The organism is Aequorivita sediminis (assembly GCF_032080575.2).
Lineage (GTDB): Bacteria > Bacteroidota > Bacteroidia > Flavobacteriales > Flavobacteriaceae > Aequorivita > Aequorivita sediminis.
Genome location: NZ_JAVLSO020000002.1, coordinates 261,925 through 282,939, shown reverse-complemented (window position 1 = coordinate 282,939; position 21,015 = coordinate 261,925). Strand labels below are relative to the sequence as shown.

The window sequence follows — 21,015 nt, the reverse complement described above, 5'->3', positions numbered from 1 at the left end:
ATATTTATAAGAATAGCCTAATTTCGCACATTTTTCTATGTCTAATAATACAAATACAATATTGTCTAAAGCTGCCCGAATCGGGTTACTATTTGGAATACTTTTTCTTGCAATCAACCTTCGTCCTGCTCTTTCAAGTATTGGACCTTTAATTGATGATATTGGCCGCGACCTAAACCTAACAGAAAGTTTATTAGGCTTACTAACTACATTGCCACTATTGGCTTTTGGATTTATATCTACAATTACCCCTTACTTCACTAAAAAATTCGGACTTGGCAAAACCTTACTAGCATCCATGGTTCTTCTTACACTAGGGATATTGATTCGTTCAAATGGTGGTGTTTTTGCCTTGTATTTTGGAACGATGCTTTTAGGAATTGCTATTGCATTTGGCAATGTACTAATACCAGCTATAACAAAAAGCAACTTTCCAAATAAGGCAGGATTGGTTACAAGTTTACACTCAGCTTCAATGTCATTGGGCGCTGGATTAGCTGCAGGATTGAGTGTTCCATTAGCAAAAGACTTAAATCTTGGATGGCGGGGCTCACTGTCGGTATGGGCGGCACTTGCTGTCATGGCATTTTTTATATGGATTCCTCAAATTAAAAAAATAAAAAATACCACCCCTACTAGGGGACTTAAAGAAGCAATGAAAAAACTAAGTAGCTCTAGACTAGTATGGCAGATTGCAATTTATATGGGACTACAGTCTTTTGCATTCTACGTGATTTTAGCCTGGCTACCTAGTATTTTAATTGATTATGGCTACAATGCAGAATTTGGAGGTTGGATGCTTTCTTTATCTCAAGCAACTGGAATACTAGGCGCACTTATCATTCCCGTATGGGCGGCCTCACGCAAGGATCAACGAGCAGTAGTTGCAGGTTTAATTTTATTTGAAGTTATAAGCTTGATAGGTTTAATGCTTCCTACATTTATTCCTATTTACATTTGGGTTTCGATCCTTGGTTTTGTTCTTGGGGGTGCTTTCAGTCTAGCACTTCTTTTAATTGTTCTACGCGCTCCAGACTCCGAAACGGCAGCAGAACTTTCTGGGTTGGTGCAATCTATAGGGTATTTTCTAGCTGCCATAGGACCTTTTCTTATTGGAGTAATTCAAGATTTTACAAAGGAATGGATGTATTCAGTAGGATTATTAGTATTAGTCGCTATTTATAAGCTAATTGCGGGACTACAAGCAGGGAAAGCTCAAAAGGTATAAAATCACCTTTACACAGTATAACATTGCCTGAAAAAGACTAGTCCTCTTTCCTTTTTAAATATCAACAATTTTGATGTTTTCAATTTTATTTGAAAACTTGCTCACTCCCAACCAGAATCCTCCTCTTAAGCCTAAGAAGAGCTTTTAACAAACTTCGGATTGAGGTACAATTTCCCTTTTTTCAACTTGTCTAGGTAATTGTTCATATCCGTATAAATCTCTGGAGCTAGAATGTACAAACCTGCTATGTTTGGAAATGACATTGCTAAAATCATCATATCGGCAAAACTTAATACCGCACCAAGACTTACTGAAGCACCAAGCACAACAAAACCCAGATACATAAACTTGTACAGCAACTCTCCTTTTTTACTTCTTCCGAATAAGTAAGTCCAAGAACGCATTCCGTAATAAGACCATGAAACCATGGTAGAGAAAGCAAAGAGAAAAACTGCAATTGCTAATACAACTGGGAACCAAGACACCACACTTCCAAAAGCATCGGCTGTAAGTTCAACACCTCCCATTCCACTATTTCCTTCGTGTTTCCCTGTAAAGATTAATACAAGGGCGGTCATTGTACAAACTACCATTGTATCGATAAATGGTTCAACAATAGAAGTAAAACCATCAGCGATAGGGTGATTCGTTTTTGCAGGACTATGAGCAATGGCGGCAGAACCAACTCCTGCTTCACTAGAAAAAGCTGCACGTTGCAATCCAACTATAAGCACACCTATAAATCCTCCTTTAAGTGCATCGGCTGAAAAAGCACCGTCGAAAATCGCTAAAAATGCTCCACCTAGACCCTCAATATTAGATCCAATTACTACTAAACAACCTACTATATAAAGCAGAGCCATAAATGGCACTACTTTTTCTGTAACCTTGGCTATACTTTTTATTCCTCCAATAATTACAATTCCAACAAGAATTGCGAATCCAACGCCAAACCAAAAACCTTGACCTTGTAAGATTGGAATCTGTTCCGAAACAATTTTAAATGCCTGGTTTGATTGAAGCATATTTCCACCACCAAAAGAAGCTCCGACTCCTAAAATTGCAAAAAACGCAGCTAGAAATTTTCCCAAACCTTTAAGGTTGCGCTTTTCAAGACCGTATCGCAAATAATTCATAGGCCCACCAAAAACTCGTCCATCTGCGTCGATTACTCGATATTTTACACCCATGGCACATTCGGCAAACTTCATAGACATTCCGAAGAATCCTGCCATAAACATCCAAAAGGTAGCACCTGCTCCTCCCAATGAAATAGCAACAGCAACACCTGCAATATTTCCTAAACCAACAGTGGCGGAGACAGCAGTAGCCATAGCCTGAAAATGTGTAATACTTCCTGGAGCACTTGGATCGTCATATTTTCCTCGTGCTAAATCAATAGAATGTTTAAACCCTCGGATGTTTATAAACTTTAAACGAAGTGTAAAAAAGATACTTCCAAAAATTAACCATATCACAATAAATGGGATGGTATTTGTCACTACCTCACCGTTAGGATGCAATAAATGTTGTTCATTTTTAAAGTCTATCCTACCTACAGTAAGTTCTTCTGCAGAAGAGGCTAATGAAGAGGGGGTTATTAGTGTACCCTCTTTAATTATTTGATGTAGGGTTCCGTTATAATTTGCTTGTAAAATAGTTTCTTCACCATCAATTTCAAGAATAGCTAGCGGTTGCTCCTTCGTAACTTGACCTCCATCTTCAACCAACCATTTTTTTACTAAATAGTTATTTTGCGCAATATCTGTATCTGGTGGTGATATATTTTCGTGAGAAATATAAACTGTGGGATCATATACTCCTAAGGTCGCAAATGGATCCCAGAAGAGTATAGCCCCTAAAAAATCTACTGCGGGTTGAACTTTGCTATTAAAAATTTCGGTAATTGATTCTGCTGGAATTTTAAAGGATTTTGTAGTTGTATTTCCCTCAGAGTCGGTTACTGTTACCGAATGATCCATACCTTCAATCAAACCCTTTGAGCGTTTTGAGATTAAAGAGGTGTTTTTATTACTCCATTTATACTGATAAGGAGGTGTACCACCTTTAACTATTATTTGAGCGGTTCCGTTATTTATTTCGGAAGAAGGGTTGTTTAGCTCGAGACTGATTTCCAATTCTCCATTGCCATCAGTTTGGTTTTGAGCAAAGGAGCTCGATACTATTATAAATGAAAGAAATAGAATACATACTGCTCTAATCATCAATTTTTGGACTTTTTTGGATTTAAAATGTTGAATTTTGCAATTTAATGATAAAGAGAAGTCTACCCAAGAAATTCCAACCCTTTCTCAAAATTCATTAATTATAAATGAGATGTTTTCTTCTATAAAAACTCTTATTTCTGAAATGCTTTTTAACACATTTAAATAAGGGAGATAGTCTGTTAAATAATATTTAAGTTTCTCTAGTTAGAGAGATTTTCGACCTTCTATTCGTTATATTTGAGTATATTATAAAAACTCAAATTCTCAAAACTACATTTAATACTATGAAATATTTAGAAGGTAAAGTGATAATCATAACAGGTGGCGCAGCAGGAATTGGAGGGGCAATGACTACAGAACTTACTGAAAGGGGTGCCAGTGTAGTTGCCGTAGATTTAAATGAAGAGGCAGGAAGAGAAAAAGTAGCATCTAACCCAAATAAAATAGCCTTTTTAAAAGGAGATATCTCTAAAGAGTCTATTGCGAAGGAAGCTGTTGAATTAGCTATTTCTAAATTTGGTAAACTTACGAGCCTAGTTAACAACGCTCATGCGTCTCGCCAAAAACCACTTTTAGAACTTACTGAAGAGGATTGGGCTTTATCTATGAATACAGGTTTAAAAGGCACCTTAAACTTTATGAAAATCGCTTACCCAGAACTTAAAAAAACCAAAGGGTCTATTGTAAATTTTGGTTCTGGTGCGGGATTGTTGGGACAAAAAAATCAAGGAAGTTACGCTGCTGCGAAGGAAGCTATTAGAGGCTTATCTCGAGTTGCAGCCAATGAATGGGCAGAAGACGGTATAAGAGTAAATGTAGTTTGTCCACTTGCATTTACCCATGGCGTGAAACAATGGAAAGAAAATTTCCCGGAGCAATATGAAGAAATCATCAGTAAAAACCCGATGCATCGATTCGGAGATCCACAAAAGGACGTAGCACCAATTATTGCCTTTTTATTAAGTGAAGATAGCCAATACATGACCGGCCAAACTTTAATGGCAGATGGTGGAGATATAAAATTGAGATAAAAGATAGAATTATATGAAGCCAACAGAATTATTCAACTTAGAGGGAAAAACCGCAATAGTTACAGGTGGCGCTAACGGAATTGGGAAGGCGAGCTGCGAAATGCTTGCAGCCTTTGGTGCAAAGGTTGTAGTTTCCGATTACAATTTAGAGCAAGCCAAAAAAACTTATAAAGAAATTAATGACAAGGGCGGAAACTCTATTGCCATTGATTGCGATGTAACCAAAGATAATGAATTAGTGAACTTAGTAGATAAAGCTACAACTGAGTTTGGAAGTATTGAAATTTTGGTAAATAATGTTGGTGGCGGTGGTGCAGGCCGAGAAAGCCCCTACGATATTGAGGTAACACAGTTTCAGAAAGTGTTTGAAATGAACGTTTTTAGCACCTGGCGCCTTTGTCAATTGGTTGCACCACATATGAAAAATGCAGGTTACGGCAGTATTATTAATATGTCTTCCATGGCTTCTATTAATAAAAGTCCTGCCATAAGTGCCTATGCGTCTTCAAAAGCAGCCATTAATCATATGACACGTAATTTGGCATTCGACTATGGCCCAGATAATATTAGGGTAAATGCCATAGGTCCGGGTGCTGTAAGAACAAATGCTTTAAAAACAGTCTTAACTCCTGAATTGGAAAAAGCAATGTTGAAACATACGCCAATAAACAGGCTCGGAGAAGCCGAAGATATAGCAGGTGCTGTTTTATATTTTGCAGCCCCAATATCTAGTTGGACCAGTGGACAAATAATTTTTATCAACGGTGGAGGCGAGCAAACGCTGGATATGTAGAAATTAGTCGAGAGCTAATGGCAACAAGACTTTGAGTATTAAGTAGAAAAAAACTAGTCAACTAATAAACCACCTGCATAGCAAGTGGTTTTTTTAGCTTTAAATTATTTTATACACAAAAGGTTATTCCTTCCCTTCATTCAATAAAGAAGTTAGAATTCCACCATCTATTAAAATATCGCTACCAGTTATAAAGTTTGCTTTGTCACTGATAAGGAATTTTACAACCTCAGCAATATCTTCTGGAACTCCTGTTCTTCCAAGTGGTGTTAGCTCTATCATTTTGTTAATTCTTTCTGCATGTTCTTTTGCTGCCTTAAGTCCCATAGGAGTCATAATAACTCCTGGCGAAACTGAGACAATTCGTGCACCTTTTTGTCCTATTCTAAAGGCATTCTTTTTAAGAAGTAGCAGCACCCCTCGTTTGGCGAAATTATACATCATATCGGCATCGTCGTTTACAAATTTTGCTATTGTAGAAAATGAATCTTCCAATTGCGGATTTAGTAAAGCGGCATCATAGTCCTTATTTGGCGGAATAGTATGTCCCATAATAGATGAAAACAATACCAACACAGAATTTTTAGTCGCGATTTTATAGAATTCGTCTATAACAATATCTGTTCCCACTAAGTCTATATTGAATACATTTATAGGCTTTTGTCCACTACCACTAACTCCCGCTGTATGTATTATTCCACCAAAATCTCCCTGATTAAGAGAGAACTTCATCAACTTTACAACATCATCTTTTTTAGTTATATCACAAGCTATTCCCACAGCATCATAACCTTCATTTGTGAGGCCCATTACTGATTCATCAACAGCATCATTGGAATAATCAGTAATTACTAATTTATAATCCTTTAATACTTTTGCACAAGCAGTTCCAATCCCACCGGCACCACCAGTAATTATTATTGTTTTTTTCTTATTTATGGCTTCCATATATCTTGAGTTAAGTATTTAACAATCTCAAAGTTAACATTTATCGCTTTCCTTTGAAATGATATAAATCATTAAGTAATATCCGAAAAATTAGTTTCTAACGTGGATAAATTACTACTTTACTTAAATCTGGAAAACGTCTTTCTAACTTAACAGCTAATCTATCTAATTGACCAAAGTGTGAAACGTATCCCCTTCTAGCAGAGTCTTAATCATCTCCATTGCGAATATTCATTTTTGTAGCGCTTTCAGTTGCGATGGAAGCAATTAGACATGTTAATAATATTAGGAGAAAGGTACCGCCGTTAAAAATATTTGAATCAAGAATTCTGGCATTAAACCCAACTAAAATTATAACTAGAGTAGCCTCAGCATGAGCACTACTTGATACGAAAATCAATATTCGTTGTCCTTTTGAAAATTTAAGAATAAGCAGTGTAAAAAAAGCTGCATCCACTATACATTTCTAGCGAATACAGTTAAGATGGCACAAAAGAAAATATCAAAACTGGGTTGTGGATAGGCAGCTAAAAACACATAATAAGCCTGTTAAGAATGGCATTCATAGCATGTTGGTTGTGTTTTCCTAAAAGTAATCTCCAATTTTCAAATCAGCATTACTCGCTCGCAAATATGGTAATATTAAATATACCTTGCGAATGGAAATTGTTATATTATTATTCAATATTGTATTGCAGTAATATTGAAAATAAAGTAATTACTTATTGTATCGTTGAATTCAAACGCTAACAATAAAAGGCATAAATTTGTAATCTACATCTTACACATTACATATTTGTAATAAATTGAAAATATTGAATTGTTATGACTGAATTCTTTGAAGCGAATAAATTCCAACTTATCTACGCGGTTATAGTTATTATCGGGGTTTTTATATTGCGTTTTTTAACAGGAATTCTTCATAAACGAGTAATCATTGCCGAACAGAAAAGATTTCCTGGAATGAAATCTAATGCTGTAAATCTAATAAAGAGGATATTAAACTCACTTTGGTTGGTATTGGGTTTAATGGCTTTAATTTTTTTGTTTTTTGGAGAATCTTATAAAAAACTTCAAGACGATTTTAGAATAGTAATTTACTTAGGTATTGTAGCTGTCATTACCATTGTTGCTGCTTCATCTGTAAACATATGGTTTAGACGAGCAATAGAGCGAAAAACTATTGAAAATGAAGACCCCACTGCTTTCAAATTTCTTCGCTATGTGGTAGTATTTACTGTTTATATACTTGGATTGTTAATTGCTTTATTAGCATTTCCTTCGTTAAAAGGTGTTGCACAAACGGCTCTGGGTGGTGCTGGTGTTATTGCTTTGATAGCAGGTGTAGCCTCGCAAGAAGCTTTAGCAAACCTAGTAGGTGGAGTTTTTATTATTTCCTTTAAACCGTTTAGAATTGGCGATATAATAAAAATTACCGATTCTATGGTTGGTACGGTTACCGATATTACATTAAGGCACACTGTACTTCGTAACTTCGAAAACAAAATGATTGTTATTCCGAATGCAATCATAAATAAAGAAAAAATCATCAATTATGATATTGGCGATCTTAGAATCTGCGAACGTATAGAGTTTGAAATATCCTATGAAAGCGACCTAGATTTAGCTAAGAAGATAATGCAAGAGGTATGTGAATCACATCCATTAATTCTTGACAATAGATCGGAAATAGATGTTTTAGATGGAAAACCTATTGTACGTACTGCGTTAGTTTCAATTAACGCTTCCACCTTATCTGTTAGAGCTTGGTGCTGGGCTAGAAATTACGATGACTCCTTTAATTTAAGGTGCGACATTCTAGAACAAGTAAAAAAACGGTTCGATGTTGAAGGTATAGACCTCGCCTATCCACATACCACCGTTGTTTTTAAAGATGAAGAATTGTTTAAAAACAAAAAACAGGAGAGCTAATACTTCAATTTTCATACTTCAGAAACATAAATGTAAATTTTATTTTACCAGTTAATGGAAAAAGATAACAACGAATCAAAGACTATTGTAAAAGTTGTTTTTATAATTATCATGGTGCTATGTATTTCAGGGTATGTAAGCAGTCCATTAGCCTTGGTTGGAGGATTTCTATTCGCTTACTTTTTAGGCCATCCATTTTTAACGTTAAACAGCAAGGCAGTTAATTGGCTTTTAAAAATTGCTGTAGTCGGTTTAGGGTTTGGAATGAATCTTAAAGAAACTTTAGCCGCCGGTAAGGACGGTTTTTTATTGACTGTTTTCTCTATCATTGCCACTTTAGTTGTTGGCTATTTAGTGGGGAAGCTTTTAAAAATGAATCGAAAAACTAGCCACCTAATTAGTTCAGGTACGGCAATATGTGGTGGAAGTGCAATTGCCGCAGTTTCACCTGTAATAAATGCTTCGGAAAAAGACATCTCTATTTCATTGGGAGTAATATTTCTTTTAAACTCTATTGCATTAATTGTGTTCCCCCCTCTAGGGTATTTGCTTGGTCTTAGCCAGCACCAATTCGGACTGTGGTGCGCTATTGCTATTCACGACACAAGCTCTGTTGTAGGGGCTGCCTATGCTTTCGGCGATGAAGCTTTAAAAGTGGCTACAACCGTAAAACTTGCTAGAGCTCTTTGGATTATTCCGCTTGCATTACTATCGGTGTATTTATTCAAAGGAAAAGGGAAGAACGTGAAAATTCCATATTTTATCTTCCTATTTGTCTTGGCAATTATCTTGAATAGTTATTTACCAATTCCTGAAACAATAACTACTAGTATCACAAGTATTTCAAAATCACTACTAGTACTTACCTTGTTTTTAATTGGAGCTGGACTTTCTATAGATAAAATCAAGTCTGCTGGATGGAAGCCAATGATACTCGGCTTTTCTTTATGGTTTTTTATATCGGTTAGTGCATTATTAGCAATCCTAGGTTTATAACCTCAACGTATAAAAGCTATTTATAAAATACGCTGCATCTTTACAATTATTTAAATCGCGAAGACGCAGAGAGATATTTTTAGGTAATATATAGTATTAAATTAATTTAAGCTGATTTATTATCTCTTGTAAAGAAGCCTTCGCATCGCCAAACAGAATACTACAATTGTCAAGTCCAAATAAATCGTTTTGTACCCCTGCATATCCTTTCCCCATACTTCGTTTCATAACCACAACTTGTTTACTTTCATGAGCTCGTATAATAGGCATTCCGTAAACAGGGCTATCTGAATTATTTTCGGCAGCTGGGTTTACAACATCGTTAGCTCCAATAACTAATACCATATCGTATTGCGACATATTTTCGTTACCCTCATCCATTTCTTTTAAATGAGAATACTCAACGTTTGCTTCTGCAAGTAAAACATTCATGTGCCCTGGCATTCTACCTGCAACTGGATGAATAATATAATCTACCTCACAATTTCTTTTCTCTAACATCTGTTGTAGTTGCCCGCAGGTGTGTTGAGCTTGAGCTACGGCCAATCCGTAACCTGGAACAATTGCTACTCTTTGAGCAAAAGAAAGCGCCAGCGCCGTTTCTGCAACACTTATATCTTTAATTTCCTGCTCTTCTTCTGCCGTTCCTCCTTTACTCTTTTTAAAAGTCCCTGCAAGCACTTTCATTAAAGAGCGGTTCATCGCCTTACACATTAATAATGTAAGTAAGATCCCTGCAGCTCCTACAAAAATACCACCGGCAATCATCACTTTATTGCCGTAAACAAACCCGGCGAAAGCTGTTGCAATACCTGTAATACTATTTAAAAGAGATATAACCACAGGCATATCTGCACCACCAATTGGCAAAACGAAAAGCACACCATAAACCATTGCAACAATGGCTAAGATGCACATAAACACAGTAAATTCAACAGGGATAATTCCGATAAAATAAAATACAGGAAGCAAAAACATTAATAGCAAAAGAAATCTTGCTGAAAATATTACCAATCTAGTGCGTCTATCTTTTACTTTACCTGCCAGTTTTCGCTCGGCAATAATACTACCGGTTAGCGCTACAGCCCCCGTAATTAAGCCTGAAATAAGAAGGATTTTATTTCCCAATATGGCTGTTGCAGCATCCATTTGGTTGGCTTCCACTAAGCCTAATAACATAGCACATCCACCCCCAGTTGCATTAAACAGCGATACTAATTGTGGCATACCTGTCATTTCAACTTTATCGGAAAGTCTCTTACCTACTACAGTACCGACAGCGATAGCTAAAAACAATATTATTAAGTTAGTATAGGGAACCGTTTCAGTAACAGCCGAAATAAATGTAATTACAACGGCTAGGGTCATCCCCGAGGCAGCGATTAGGTTACCCGTTTTTGCATTTTTAGGAGAACTCATAAATTTTAATCCGCCTAAAAAGGAAAGAGTTGCTAATAAATAACCTATTTCAATGATTGCTTGCATTGGTTTTTTAAGATTTAGAAATTGGTTGGAAAGAAATTGGATTTTAGGATTAAATGTAATCCTACTATTTATTATTTTCTTTTTTAGGACTAAACATTTTAAGCATACGTCCCGTTACAAAGAAGCCCCCAGAAATATTTAGTGTTCCAAGAAAGACTGCAATACCTCCTAAAGTGAGATTGAGGTAATCGTCTTCTGGCACGTTTAGCATTACTATAATAGCTCCTACTAAAATAACCCCACTAATAGCATTTGCACCAGACATAAGTGGGGTGTGTAAAATAGCAGGAACGTTTGAAATTACTTCAATGCCAATAAAGACACAAAAAATAACAAAATAAATTTCTTGAATGTGTTGGTTGATGAAATCCATAATTTAGGCTGGTTGGAATTTATTGATGAAATGTGGGTGTGTCCATTCTCCATTGTCCAATATCTTAGAACCTGATAACAATGGATCATCTACTGAATTTTCAGCTTTTTGTTTATATTTTAAAAAAGAGAAAAAGTTGTTGGATAGTAACCTAGACGCTGCTGCAGGTATATCGGCAGATAGGTTTGAATTCCCTATAATTGTAACACCGTTATGCTGAATTGTTTCCTTGTTTCTAGAAAGTTCGCAGTTACCTCCTTGCTCTGCTGCAAGATCTACTATTACACTTCCAGGCATCATTGCATCTACCGAACGAGTTTCAATTAGTAAAGGTGCTTTTCTCCCAGGAATATTTGCAGTACTAATTACAATATTTGCAGTACGAATATGATTGTGGATAAGCTCTTTTTGCTTTTTCTGATATTCTTCACTCTGTTCTACAGCATAACCACCAGCACTAGAGGATTCATTATAACCTTCAACTTCTATAAAAGTTGCACCAAGACTTCGCACTTCTTCTCCTGCAGATTTGCGGACATCAAAAGCTTCTACTACCGCACCTAAACGACGCGCTGTTGCAATAGCCTGTAGTCCTGCAACTCCAGCACCCAAAATTAATACTTTAGCAGGAGTAAGTGTACCCGCTGCTGTAGTAAACATTGGAAAAACTCCATTGTAAATTTCAGATGATTTTATAACCGCTCTGTAGCCGGCCAATGAAGCCATAGACGAAAGCACGTCCATAGATTGCGCCAAAGTAGTACGAGGCAACAAATCTAAACTATAGACGGTTGCTTGGTTATTTTTATAATTTTCAAATTTAGTATCGTAAAATAATGGATTAAAAATACCGATAAAACAAGTATTTTCCTTTATTTCAACTTCACTAAAAGTATGGTTGATAGATACAATGGTATCCGACTTTTCGAAAATACTTTCTCGCTTCGCACTAGTTGCTCCAGCTTGTTCGTATTCTTCATCTTTAATCTGAAGCGAGTCGCCAAGTCCTGACTCAAAAAGAATATTATATTTTAACTCTGCCGTTAGGCGTTTTACTTCTTTAGGCAATAAACAAACCCGGGTATCATTAGGGGTTTTTAAAATGCCTAAAGTTTTGGCTTGAGTGTTTTCGCTCATATTTAAATTGAGTTTTCGATTTTAAAAAATTACTTTAATAAAACGCTAAAATACTCTTCTTTTACCTTTCTATAATTTTCTAAATGTTGCATATAGTTTTTTCTAAATTTTTCGTGTTCGGACACAAAAAACATGTCACATTCAACATCTTCACACTCAGCAGCTCTAGGTAAACCATCTTGGTACTTTTGAAACTCTATTATTTTTAAATTATTTACTTCTTTTTCTTTCAGAAATTTCTCTAGCACAGCTTGTGACTCTTCTTTGGTTTTAAGATGGGTTTTACCTAGATCTACTAGATTAGTAATTTCTTTCCCAATGTAATTTAAATGATCTAACCAGTTTTCAAGTTCAACATAATTGTTTTTATAAGCTATTGATTCAGGGGAATCGTGATTGTAAATCTGCATGATACTCTTATTTTTAAGTTTATTGGAGCAGATAATTACAAAATCTTATTTGCAACTAACCACTCTTTAATTATTTAAAGGTCTTGCCTTTTATTATAACAATACGTCTATATCTATTGGTTTTTCTGCTTGTTTAACGCTTGTAATTAGCAATTCTTTTGAACCATTAGGAAATTTCCAAATTACAGAATCGCCTTGCGCATAACCCATTACAGCTGCACCCATTGGAGCCAAAATCGAAATTTTATTTGCTGCTATATCCCGTTCTGTAGGGATTACCAATTGAAATTGATTTTCCCAAGTGCCAGATTTAACCGTAACTACACTGTTAAAACGAATTACATCATCTGGCATTTCATCGTTATCGCAAATACGAGCAACAGTCATTTCTGTACTCAATTTTTTCAACGATTCTTTTGTGTTTTCGTCTTTATAATAGCCAGAAACATTTAATAGACGCTTTAAAAAGACGTATTCCTTTTTTTCTAATATTAAATTTCCATATTTCATGGTTCCCTTGTCTGTTTTAAAAAAAGATAATTCACCACAGTGCTTTATAAAAAAACAGTATGTGAGGAGGGTGAACTATCTTTATAAGTTGGTAAAAGATTATGGAAATATACCTCTAAGTATATAGGCTTTTTCAATACGCTCAATGGCAATACTGAAAGCTGCTGTTCTCATATCTGTTTTATTTTCTTCGGTGTATTTAAGAACTTTTTCAAATGACGTACGAAGTTTTTTCTCAAGCTTTTCTAAAATCTCATCCATTTGCCATAACTCTCCGTTACGGTTTTGTAGCCATTCAAAATAACTTCCTATAACACCTCCTGAATTACATAAAATGTCTGGAATAATAGTTATTCCACGTTCTATTAATATTTTTTCTCCTTCAACATCTGTAGGACCATTTGCTCCTTCAGCAATTAAAGTTGCTTTTACGGTATGTGCATTATGCTTAGTAATTTGATTTCCTAATGCCGCTGGAATACAGATATCGCAATCTATACTGAAAAAATCTTTACTATCAAATGGTTTGGCTTCTGGGAACCCTAAGATGCTTCCATTGTTTGAAATGCTATAGTTAAAAAGATCTTCCGTAGAAATACCTTCTTGATTTTGAACACTTCCAAAAGCATCTTGTACACCTACCAATTTAGCGCCTTCAATTTCTAGGAAATGTGAAGCCCAATAACCCACATTGCCAAAGCCTTGAACGATGTACTTTTTTCCTGCTAAACTAATATTATTCTTTTCTGCCCAGAATTTAATAGTTAAGAAAACGCCGTAACCAGTAGCTCGGTCACGACCTTCTAAACCACCACTTCCTGTTGGTTTTCCTGTAACAACGTGCTGGTTTTTTGAACGTTCACTAGTACTTTTAGTACTCATATAAGTGTCGGCAATCCACGCCATTGTTTGAGCGTTTGTATTGACATCTGGAGCAGGAATATCGTGCTCGGGACCTATGTTTTCACCTAAAGCATAAGTAAACCTGCGTGTAATACGCTCTAATTCATTTTTAGAATACTTTGAAGGATCAATTTGAATCCCTCCTTTTGCACCTCCATAAGGCAAACCTGCCAACGATGTTTTCCATGTCATCCACATCGCTAATGCACGGGCAGCATCAATATCTACAGTAGGGTGATAACGAAGACCTCCTTTATATGGTCCAAGTGCATTGTTATGCTGAACTCGATACCCTGTAAATATTTCCACGTCGCCATTGTCCATACGAACTGGAAAATTTATTATAATTTCGGTGTTGGTAATACTAAGGATTTTGCGAACATTCGGATTCAGATTTATAGTATCTGCTGCGTGGTTGAATTGCTCCAACACATTGTCCAACATCCCTCTTTTTAATGGCTTTGGTTTTTCCACTGTTTGTTCGTTTATCATTTTAAATAATTTTAATTAGCTGCCATTACTGGCTTCCTTTATAATAAAGACTTAGGTGCGTTTTGCTGAAATTTCTCAAAATCGCCACAGATAAACACCAAGCTTGGATTATGCGTAAACACAAAACAAGTAACGTACGAACGTTTGATTGCATAAATTTTTATGCTTTCTCTTGCTTATATATTACTTAAATATTTTATCGGCAAGGCGCGTGCCATCTATTATTTTATAGTAATAAATTTACACAAACGATTGAGACTACAGGCCTTTAGAGGATTTATTACATTAAAAAACTTAGATTATATTTTGGGGAAAAATTTCTCAGGTGGGGAGAAATTCCCCAATTTAAAATGAAGGAAAAATAAGAAAGGTAAGTAGTTTGAAAGAGTCTTGCTGCTATTCTTTAATTTTACCCCGAAGTGTCTTTCGGTCGATATTGAGAATTTCGGCAGCTTTGGTTTGATTATTATTTGTAGCCTCTAGCACTTTTTGAATATAAATCTTCTCCATTTCTTTTAAAGAAAGTAAATCGCTGTCTGGAAAGTCTATCTGATATTTAAGTGTTTCAGGTAAGTCTTTTACACCAATTGTTCGATCGCACATAATTACCGCACGCTGGATTACATTTTCCAATTCACGAATATTTCCTGGCCAGTCATACCGCTGTAATAAGGCTTGCGCATCAGAATCTAGTGTTACGTAACGATCTTTGTATTCATTTCCATATTTAAACAAAAATTTATCTGCTAATAACGGAATATCCTCTTTTCGCTCGCGAAGTGGTGGTACATTTATTTCTACAACTGTTAATCGATAAAAAAGATCTTCTCTAAAAGTCTCCTTCGCAATCATTTCCTTTAAATCGCTATTTGTTGCTGCAATTACACGAACATCAATTTTTTCTGATTTTCTTTCACCAACTTTCATCACCTCCTTCTCCTGTAAAACTCTTAAAAGTCGGGTTTGAACAGATAATGGTGCATTTCCAATTTCATCTAAAAAAATAGTGCCACCTTCTGCAGCCTGAAAAAAACCATCGCGGTCTTCATTAGCTCCTGTAAACGCTCCTTTTACATATCCAAAAAGTTCTGATTCTAATAGATTTTCAGGGATTCCTCCACAATTTACTGCAATAAACGGCGCACGAGAAAACTTTCCATTATAGTGAATTGAACGAGCTACCAACTCTTTTCCCGTTCCACTTTCACCACTTATAAATATTGTGGCTTTATTGTCTTTTACCCTATCAATTATCTGAAGTACATTCTTGATTAACTGACTCTCCCCTATAATTTCATTATACTTTTTTGTATCAACCGATTCTGTAGATTTCTTTTTTTTAGATTTAGTTGAAAGTGATTTTAAAACTCCTTGTTTTAACTCCTCTTTAGTAAAAGGTTTTACCAAATAATCCACCGCACCAGACTTAATAGCTGAAAGCGCATCTTGAATGGAAGGGTAGCCTGTAACCACCAATTTAGGCATATTAGGATAATGTTCTGAAGCAAATTGAATTAACTGAAAACCATCAACTTCAGGCATTTTTAAATCGGTAATAAGCAAGTCTATATCTGTATCCCGCAAAATAGCTACTGCTTCTTTTACCGAAACAGCTTTATAGGTATGATATCCTAATGAGTGAAGATGCCGCTGTATAAGCTCAAGGATATTTATATCATCATCAACTATCAATATGTTTTCCTTTTGCAGCATCTGTTTTTATTGTTTTTGAAATGTAATTACAAAAATAGCACCTCTAGGTTTATTATCCTGATAGTCTATTGTGGCACGATGACTTCTTATAATTCCATGAACAACACTCAGTCCAAGTCCTGAACCATCTCCCACTGATTTAGTAGTGAAAAATGGTTGGAAAATTTTATCGACATTCTCATTCGGAACACCAGGTCCTTCATCAGAAATTTTTAGAATTATACTTTTATTTTTCTGTTCCAAGGAAATGGTAATTAATCCATTTTGAGGAGAAAAATATATGGCATTTAACGTTAGATTAAAAATTACTTGAGTAAGCTGAATAGTATCCGCTTTAAGCAATATTGGCTCATCAGGAAGGATCACTCTACACTTAACGTCGTTCTTTTTAAACGTAGGATTAAGTAAATTTACGGCGTCTCTAATTACAGGAACAATATCTGTCTGATCGAGATTTTGTGGCATTTCACAAGCAAAAAACATCAGTTTTTTAACTACTTCTCTTGAGAAAATTGCGCTATTAATTATTTTATCGAGGTCTTTGCTGGTTTGGGTGTCCTCAGTTTCTTTACTTTTCAGTAATTCTGCAAAACCAAGAATATTAGCAAGCGGTGTGTTGAGTTCGTGAGCAATTCCCGCAGTAATTTCACCCAAAATACTCAATCGGTCTGCGTGTTCCATTTTGCGCTTTAGCACTGTTTCGTTTTCTCGAATTGAAACGCGCTCTAACAAATCACCAACATTAATTGCTACAGTATCTAACAACTGTTTTTCTTCTTTTAAAAAATCTTCTTTAGAATACTTATTCGAAGGATAGTACACTTTTATATACCCTTTCGGCTCGTTAAAAACTTTAATGTCGCTTGTAATGGCAACACTGGTTTTAGGGAGCGCATTGGAAATAAGATGAAATGGTTGGGAGCTTATTTCAACAGTAGTGTGTTTATTAAACTGAAAAGATTTCCTAAGACTCAATAGAATCGAATATAGAGTTTTATCTAATTCGTTATAATCGTTATTTACAATTATAGACGAAACCTCATACAAACAGGTGAGTTCTTTGAGCCGCTCGGTAAGGTTTTCTTCTGGTGTCATAAAAGATATTAGGTATTTTTCAAAGGTATTAAAATAAAAGCTTTGTAGGGTTTTAGTAGTTGTATCACTTAAAAATATCGAATAAAAAAACTGTTTAAGATTTCAAATAGGTCTTAAACAGTTTTTTAAAAAGTTTCTTAAGTTTTATATCTCTAAAATAGATAGATTAATCGAAAGATTTAAATTCAAATTTTTGTCCTCCAACTGAAACCTCAGCCATTAATCCTTCTTTAGGTAATGTAAATACGGCTACACCATCGGTATAAGTTACATCAAATGAAGGTGGACTTTGGTTTACAGCAATGGCTGATAAATTCGATCCAAAACGAAATTTATTATTCTTAAAGTCTTCAACTGCTTTATCTGTTTTTAAAAAAATAATTTCGCTAAAGGCTTTTCCTCCTATTTGTGCTCCCACATCAAGTTGTTTCATACTGGCCATACCTACAAGTTGCCCTTGTTCATAAACTGCTCCATTACCAGATGCAGCGCCTATGATTACAGCTCCTTTACCTACATTTGGAAAAATCACATAGGCTTTTGCATCATCAAAATAACCCTGAAGTTTTGGGTTAACTTCAAGGAAAGCAGCTTTGGCATTTTCAGCATCTGCAACTACCCTTTTATCATCGACGGCTTGCGCAAATAATGACACACTAAAAAACAGCATCATTACCATTAAAATGTTTTTAGTTTTCATAATCTTAATTTTTATTGTTTAACTTTAAAATTACTCATTTCACAAAATTAGATAGGTTAAAAGAGTGTTAGATTAAATATAATTATATGCCAATAGGCTTTGAGAGTGGTAGAGAAGCAGCAATATTTATTTCAAATCTTTTTTTACTAAAAGATAAAAGTCATTATCTAAAGGAAGATAGCCTTGGTCGTATAAATAATAATAGGTGGAACCTGATTTTGTAGTATAAGTACTTGTGAAGTATTCAAAACTAAACCCTTTTCTTTGAAGTGTACTTTTTGTGGTTTTAGTTTTATCTTCTTTATTCAACTCCTCGAGAATACGATAGTTTTTACGAAGTCGGTTATTTATATTTCTAACTAAATTTTTACTGTCCTTATTAAGGGAATTATTATAGGAATTACGACAAGCGTCGCTGCAGAATTTCTTGTCTGCGCGACCTATAATTTTACCCCCGCATTCTGGACATTTTCGCTCCATAGTCTAAATATAAAAAATTCAACCAACAATTTCCACTTTAAGCATCTGAAAGTCAGTAATTTTAGGAATTCACCTCTTGTTTTATAGGCTTTAATTGCAATTAATTTTTACTTAATATGAAACCTATAAATAGCTTCCAATTTCAAAAATACTCCGCCACTTAAAGTAGGGTTTAATTGTGTTCTATTGTCGCCAAAACTAAAGGCAGAAAGACCTAAATCAATCTTTTCGCCTTCGGCATACATTTCATATTTATTGGTAGAATATCCAACCTTGGCGCGTAGCAACACACATTTTTGTAAAGCATTAAATTGTAAATAACTTGCAAATTCTAATGAACTTAAATCGGCGTAAAGTGTTTTTTTGTTTTCATAATGAACATTATAACTGCGTCCAATTCCGAAGTAGTCAATTCCTACGGTTGTAGCACCTAGCTTGTAACTAACATCGGCTGCAATTGGCAGACTCATATCCATTTCAAATCGTTTGTTTGGGCTTAGATAATACCATCCTAAAATAGGAGTAGTAAACAACCCAAAAGCTTCTTGAGATCCATAAAACCCGAAGCGATAAGTAAGGTTTTCGTTCTTTTTTAGTTTCAACAAAGCAAAGGCTCCAAGAAAAAAGTCATCACTAGAAATATCATGGTAATCTGAAGCAATTTTAGGCAAGAGAACAATTGTTGTACTCCATTTTTCCGACCATGTAGAGGCAATTCCTAATTTTAAATTCGTGCTGTAAAGGTTTGAAAATGTTGATTCGGGAAATAATTGAACCTTATTAAAGCTGAAATCCGCTCCAGTAATTAATGCGTGATTATCGTTTAAAACTATCGGAAATGTGAAGCCAACATCAAAAAAATCAACATTTGTATCACTGTCGGAATCTTTAAAATTATTATTTAAAGTTTGTCCATATCCTATTCGGAATAGATCCACATATTGTTGTGCAGAAATTGAAAGCGGAAATAGAAAAACGAGAAGTAATAGTCTTTTCAATATATATAGAATAAAATGGTAAGCATGTTTACCATTTTAAAGATAAAATAAATATTTACTAGAACGTGAACCAGTCCTCCATTTTATTATCTACAACTTCATTGACATGAATATATTCGTTACTTTTTGAATTATACTTATAGTCTTTACTCCAAGTTGGAAAGTTTTGTGCTAATTGTTTTAAAGCCTCACAAACGTATAAAACTTCAGCATTAGTTGTTGTAGGACTAAAAGACATCCTTATCCACCCTGGTTTATGCGATAAATCACCAGCGTCTATTTCACATGTAATACTATTTGAAGTTTTTTGATCTACGTGAAGCAAATAATGGCCATAAGTGCCTGCGCAAGAACAACCTCCACGGGTTTGAATTCCGAAATAATCATTTAAAATTTTTACGCCAAGATTAAAGTGTAAATCATCTATATAAAAACTGATTATCGCTAATCTATCTTGAATATTTGGCGCCAGTATTTTTAGATTTGGGATTTTAATGAGTTTTTCAAAAACAATATCTAAAATTTCGTGTTCGCGTTTTAGAATATTTTCCACTCCCATTTTTTCTTTTAATCGAATTGAAAGCGCCGTGCGAATGGTTTGTAAAAATCCTGGGGTCCCGCCATCTTCACGAGTTTCGATATCGTCAATATATTTATGATTTCCCCAAGGGTTTGTCCACGATACAGTTCCTCCTCCTGGGTTATCAGGAATAGTATTTTTATAAAGATTATTATTGAAAATTAGCACTCCACTACTTCCAGGACCGCCCAAAAATTTATGTGGTGAAAAGAATATCGCATCTAAGTGAGCTCCTTCTTCTTCCGGATGCATATCCATTAATATATACGGTGCAGAACAAGCAAAATCAACAAAACAAAGGCCTCCATGTGTGTGCATCAATTTTGCAATTTCGTGGTATGGGGTCTGAATTCCTGTTACGTTAGAACAAGCGGTAACTGCAGCAATCTTTATAGGTCGGTCTATGTGTTTTTGTAAAATTTCTTCAAAAGTTTCTAAACAAACTAAAACATCGTCGTTGGGTGGAATTACAACAACATCTGCTATAGTTTCTAACCATGAAGTCTGATTGCTGTGGTGTTCCATATGGGTGACAAAAACCACAGGTCTTATTTCATCAGGAATCTTAGTGTACTTTTTAATATTCTCAGGAATTTTCAGTCCAAGAATACGTTGAAACTTGTTTACAGCTCCCGTCATTCCGCTACCAGATGTAATTAACACATCATTTTTGTTGGCGTTAACGTGCCTTTTAATAATATTTCTAGCCTCGTGGTAAGCTCTAGTCATAGCCGTTCCCGTTACGGATGTTTCGGTATGCGTATTAGCTACAAAAGGTCCGAAGTCTTTTAAAAGTTTTTCTTCAATGGGCCCGTACAAACGACCACTTGCCGTCCAGTCCGTATAAATTAACTTTTTGCTTCCGAATGGCGAAGTAAAGCTTTGATTGATACCAACAATATTATTTCTGAAAGTCTCAAAATACTTTTCTAGCGCACTAGCCTCTATATTTTTTTCAGAACTTATCACTGTCTAAAATTTAA

At 35.2% G+C, this 21,015-nt stretch carries 20 protein-coding genes; 5 read left to right on the top strand and 15 right to left on the bottom strand.

Going from position 1 to position 21,015, the window contains the following annotated elements:
* Window positions 1–37: 37 nt before the first annotated feature.
* Window positions 38–1,228: a CynX/NimT family MFS transporter gene (locus RT250_RS04755; protein WP_313112615.1), complete on the top strand. Its 1,191-nt coding sequence runs from the start codon at window positions 38–40 to the stop codon at window positions 1,226–1,228.
* Between the two features lie 131 nt (window positions 1,229–1,359).
* On the opposite strand, the gene RT250_RS04750 is transcribed toward RT250_RS04755, so the two are convergent.
* Complete coding sequence (locus tag RT250_RS04750; protein ID WP_313112613.1) at window positions 1,360–3,453, bottom strand: amino acid carrier protein; 2,094 nt, start codon at window positions 3,451–3,453, stop codon at window positions 1,360–1,362.
* 287 nt (window positions 3,454–3,740) lie between these two features.
* Here RT250_RS04750 and RT250_RS04745 point away from each other — a divergent pair, with 287 nt between their 5' ends.
* Window positions 3,741–4,487 carry an SDR family NAD(P)-dependent oxidoreductase gene (locus tag RT250_RS04745; protein WP_313112611.1) on the top strand — a complete coding sequence of 249 codons (747 nt, stop codon included), beginning with the start codon at window positions 3,741–3,743 and terminating at the stop codon, window positions 4,485–4,487.
* Window positions 4,488–4,500: 13 nt separating this feature from the next.
* Window positions 4,501–5,280 carry a glucose 1-dehydrogenase gene (locus tag RT250_RS04740; protein WP_313112609.1) on the top strand — a complete coding sequence of 260 codons (780 nt, stop codon included), beginning with the start codon at window positions 4,501–4,503 and terminating at the stop codon, window positions 5,278–5,280.
* A 123-nt stretch (window positions 5,281–5,403) separates the two neighbouring features.
* Here RT250_RS04740 and RT250_RS04735 read toward each other — a convergent pair whose 3' ends face one another.
* Together RT250_RS04735 and RT250_RS04730 are read right to left on the bottom strand one after the other, a co-directional pair.
* Entirely contained in the window at window positions 5,404–6,228 is an 825-nt protein-coding gene (locus tag RT250_RS04735) for an SDR family oxidoreductase (RefSeq protein WP_313112607.1), read from the bottom strand.
* 208 nt (window positions 6,229–6,436) lie between these two features.
* A complete protein-coding gene (locus RT250_RS04730) occupies window positions 6,437–6,628 on the bottom strand; it encodes a hypothetical protein (RefSeq protein WP_313112605.1) in 192 nt (63 codons plus the stop codon).
* A 425-nt stretch (window positions 6,629–7,053) separates the two neighbouring features.
* Here RT250_RS04730 and RT250_RS04725 point away from each other — a divergent pair, with 425 nt between their 5' ends.
* Window positions 7,054–8,160 carry a mechanosensitive ion channel family protein gene (locus tag RT250_RS04725; RefSeq protein WP_313112602.1) on the top strand — a complete coding sequence of 369 codons (1,107 nt, stop codon included), beginning with the start codon at window positions 7,054–7,056 and terminating at the stop codon, window positions 8,158–8,160.
* A gap of 54 nt (window positions 8,161–8,214) precedes the next feature.
* Window positions 8,215–9,156, top strand: a complete 942-nt coding sequence (locus RT250_RS04720; protein WP_313112600.1) for a YeiH family protein — start codon at window positions 8,215–8,217, stop codon at window positions 9,154–9,156.
* A gap of 96 nt (window positions 9,157–9,252) precedes the next feature.
* Here RT250_RS04720 and RT250_RS04715 read toward each other — a convergent pair whose 3' ends face one another.
* From RT250_RS04715 to RT250_RS04660, 12 genes are all read right to left on the bottom strand, one after another.
* A complete protein-coding gene (locus RT250_RS04715) occupies window positions 9,253–10,641 on the bottom strand; it encodes an NAD(P)(+) transhydrogenase (Re/Si-specific) subunit beta (RefSeq protein WP_313112598.1) in 1,389 nt (462 codons plus the stop codon).
* 64 nt (window positions 10,642–10,705) lie between these two features.
* Window positions 10,706–11,014 carry an NAD(P) transhydrogenase subunit alpha part 2 gene (locus RT250_RS04710; RefSeq protein ID WP_139854057.1) on the bottom strand — a complete coding sequence of 103 codons (309 nt, stop codon included), beginning with the start codon at window positions 11,012–11,014 and terminating at the stop codon, window positions 10,706–10,708.
* A gap of 3 nt (window positions 11,015–11,017) precedes the next feature.
* Window positions 11,018–12,151, bottom strand: coding sequence for an NAD(P) transhydrogenase subunit alpha (locus RT250_RS04705; RefSeq protein ID WP_313112594.1), 1,134 nt, complete (start codon window positions 12,149–12,151; stop codon window positions 11,018–11,020).
* Window positions 12,152–12,180: 29 nt separating this feature from the next.
* On the bottom strand, window positions 12,181–12,561 hold the full coding sequence (locus RT250_RS04700) for a hypothetical protein (protein ID WP_313112592.1): 381 nt from the start codon (window positions 12,559–12,561) through the stop codon (window positions 12,181–12,183).
* A gap of 93 nt (window positions 12,562–12,654) precedes the next feature.
* Complete coding sequence (locus RT250_RS04695) at window positions 12,655–13,071, bottom strand: GreA/GreB family elongation factor (protein ID WP_139854060.1); 417 nt, start codon at window positions 13,069–13,071, stop codon at window positions 12,655–12,657.
* Window positions 13,072–13,170: 99 nt separating this feature from the next.
* Entirely contained in the window at window positions 13,171–14,466 is a 1,296-nt protein-coding gene (locus tag RT250_RS04690) for a Glu/Leu/Phe/Val family dehydrogenase (RefSeq protein WP_313112589.1), read from the bottom strand.
* A 396-nt stretch (window positions 14,467–14,862) separates the two neighbouring features.
* Window positions 14,863–16,179: a sigma-54-dependent transcriptional regulator gene (locus RT250_RS04685; RefSeq protein ID WP_313112588.1), complete on the bottom strand. Its 1,317-nt coding sequence runs from the start codon at window positions 16,177–16,179 to the stop codon at window positions 14,863–14,865.
* A 6-nt stretch (window positions 16,180–16,185) separates the two neighbouring features.
* Window positions 16,186–17,274 (bottom strand): sensor histidine kinase, encoded by a 1,089-nt coding sequence (locus RT250_RS04680; protein ID WP_313112586.1) that lies wholly within the window; start codon window positions 17,272–17,274, stop codon window positions 16,186–16,188.
* A 166-nt stretch (window positions 17,275–17,440) separates the two neighbouring features.
* Entirely contained in the window at window positions 17,441–17,974 is a 534-nt protein-coding gene (locus tag RT250_RS04675; protein ID WP_313112584.1) for a lipid-binding SYLF domain-containing protein, read from the bottom strand.
* Window positions 17,975–18,100: 126 nt separating this feature from the next.
* Window positions 18,101–18,454 carry a DNA gyrase inhibitor YacG gene (locus tag RT250_RS04670; protein WP_165145159.1) on the bottom strand — a complete coding sequence of 118 codons (354 nt, stop codon included), beginning with the start codon at window positions 18,452–18,454 and terminating at the stop codon, window positions 18,101–18,103.
* Between the two features lie 107 nt (window positions 18,455–18,561).
* A complete protein-coding gene (locus RT250_RS04665) occupies window positions 18,562–19,452 on the bottom strand; it encodes a DUF6268 family outer membrane beta-barrel protein (RefSeq protein WP_313112582.1) in 891 nt (296 codons plus the stop codon).
* Window positions 19,453–19,510: 58 nt separating this feature from the next.
* Entirely contained in the window at window positions 19,511–21,001 is a 1,491-nt protein-coding gene (locus RT250_RS04660) for an aminotransferase class V-fold PLP-dependent enzyme (protein ID WP_313112580.1), read from the bottom strand.
* Window positions 21,002–21,015: the final 14 nt, after the last annotated feature.

What these genes read in the sequence shown, in the direction of transcription:
- RT250_RS04755 (WP_313112615.1), top strand. Translation starts at nt 38, where the DNA reads ATGTCTAATAATACAAATACAATATTGTCTAAAGCTGCCCGAATCGGG.
- RT250_RS04750 (WP_313112613.1), bottom strand. Translation starts at nt 3,453, where the DNA reads ATGATTAGAGCAGTATGTATTCTATTTCTTTCATTTATAATAGTATCG.
- RT250_RS04745 (WP_313112611.1), top strand. Translation starts at nt 3,741, where the DNA reads ATGAAATATTTAGAAGGTAAAGTGATAATCATAACAGGTGGCGCAGCA.
- RT250_RS04740 (WP_313112609.1), top strand. Translation starts at nt 4,501, where the DNA reads ATGAAGCCAACAGAATTATTCAACTTAGAGGGAAAAACCGCAATAGTT.
- RT250_RS04735 (WP_313112607.1), bottom strand. Translation starts at nt 6,228, where the DNA reads ATGGAAGCCATAAATAAGAAAAAAACAATAATAATTACTGGTGGTGCC.
- RT250_RS04725 (WP_313112602.1), top strand. Translation starts at nt 7,054, where the DNA reads ATGACTGAATTCTTTGAAGCGAATAAATTCCAACTTATCTACGCGGTT.
- RT250_RS04720 (WP_313112600.1), top strand. Translation starts at nt 8,215, where the DNA reads ATGGAAAAAGATAACAACGAATCAAAGACTATTGTAAAAGTTGTTTTT.
- RT250_RS04715 (WP_313112598.1), bottom strand. Translation starts at nt 10,641, where the DNA reads ATGCAAGCAATCATTGAAATAGGTTATTTATTAGCAACTCTTTCCTTT.
- RT250_RS04710 (WP_139854057.1), bottom strand. Translation starts at nt 11,014, where the DNA reads ATGGATTTCATCAACCAACACATTCAAGAAATTTATTTTGTTATTTTT.
- RT250_RS04705 (WP_313112594.1), bottom strand. Translation starts at nt 12,151, where the DNA reads ATGAGCGAAAACACTCAAGCCAAAACTTTAGGCATTTTAAAAACCCCT.
- RT250_RS04700 (WP_313112592.1), bottom strand. Translation starts at nt 12,561, where the DNA reads ATGCAGATTTACAATCACGATTCCCCTGAATCAATAGCTTATAAAAAC.
- RT250_RS04695 (WP_139854060.1), bottom strand. Translation starts at nt 13,071, where the DNA reads ATGAAATATGGAAATTTAATATTAGAAAAAAAGGAATACGTCTTTTTA.
- RT250_RS04690 (WP_313112589.1), bottom strand. Translation starts at nt 14,466, where the DNA reads ATGATAAACGAACAAACAGTGGAAAAACCAAAGCCATTAAAAAGAGGG.
- RT250_RS04685 (WP_313112588.1), bottom strand. Translation starts at nt 16,179, where the DNA reads ATGCTGCAAAAGGAAAACATATTGATAGTTGATGATGATATAAATATC.
- RT250_RS04680 (WP_313112586.1), bottom strand. Translation starts at nt 17,274, where the DNA reads ATGACACCAGAAGAAAACCTTACCGAGCGGCTCAAAGAACTCACCTGT.
- RT250_RS04675 (WP_313112584.1), bottom strand. Translation starts at nt 17,974, where the DNA reads ATGAAAACTAAAAACATTTTAATGGTAATGATGCTGTTTTTTAGTGTG.
- RT250_RS04670 (WP_165145159.1), bottom strand. Translation starts at nt 18,454, where the DNA reads ATGGAGCGAAAATGTCCAGAATGCGGGGGTAAAATTATAGGTCGCGCA.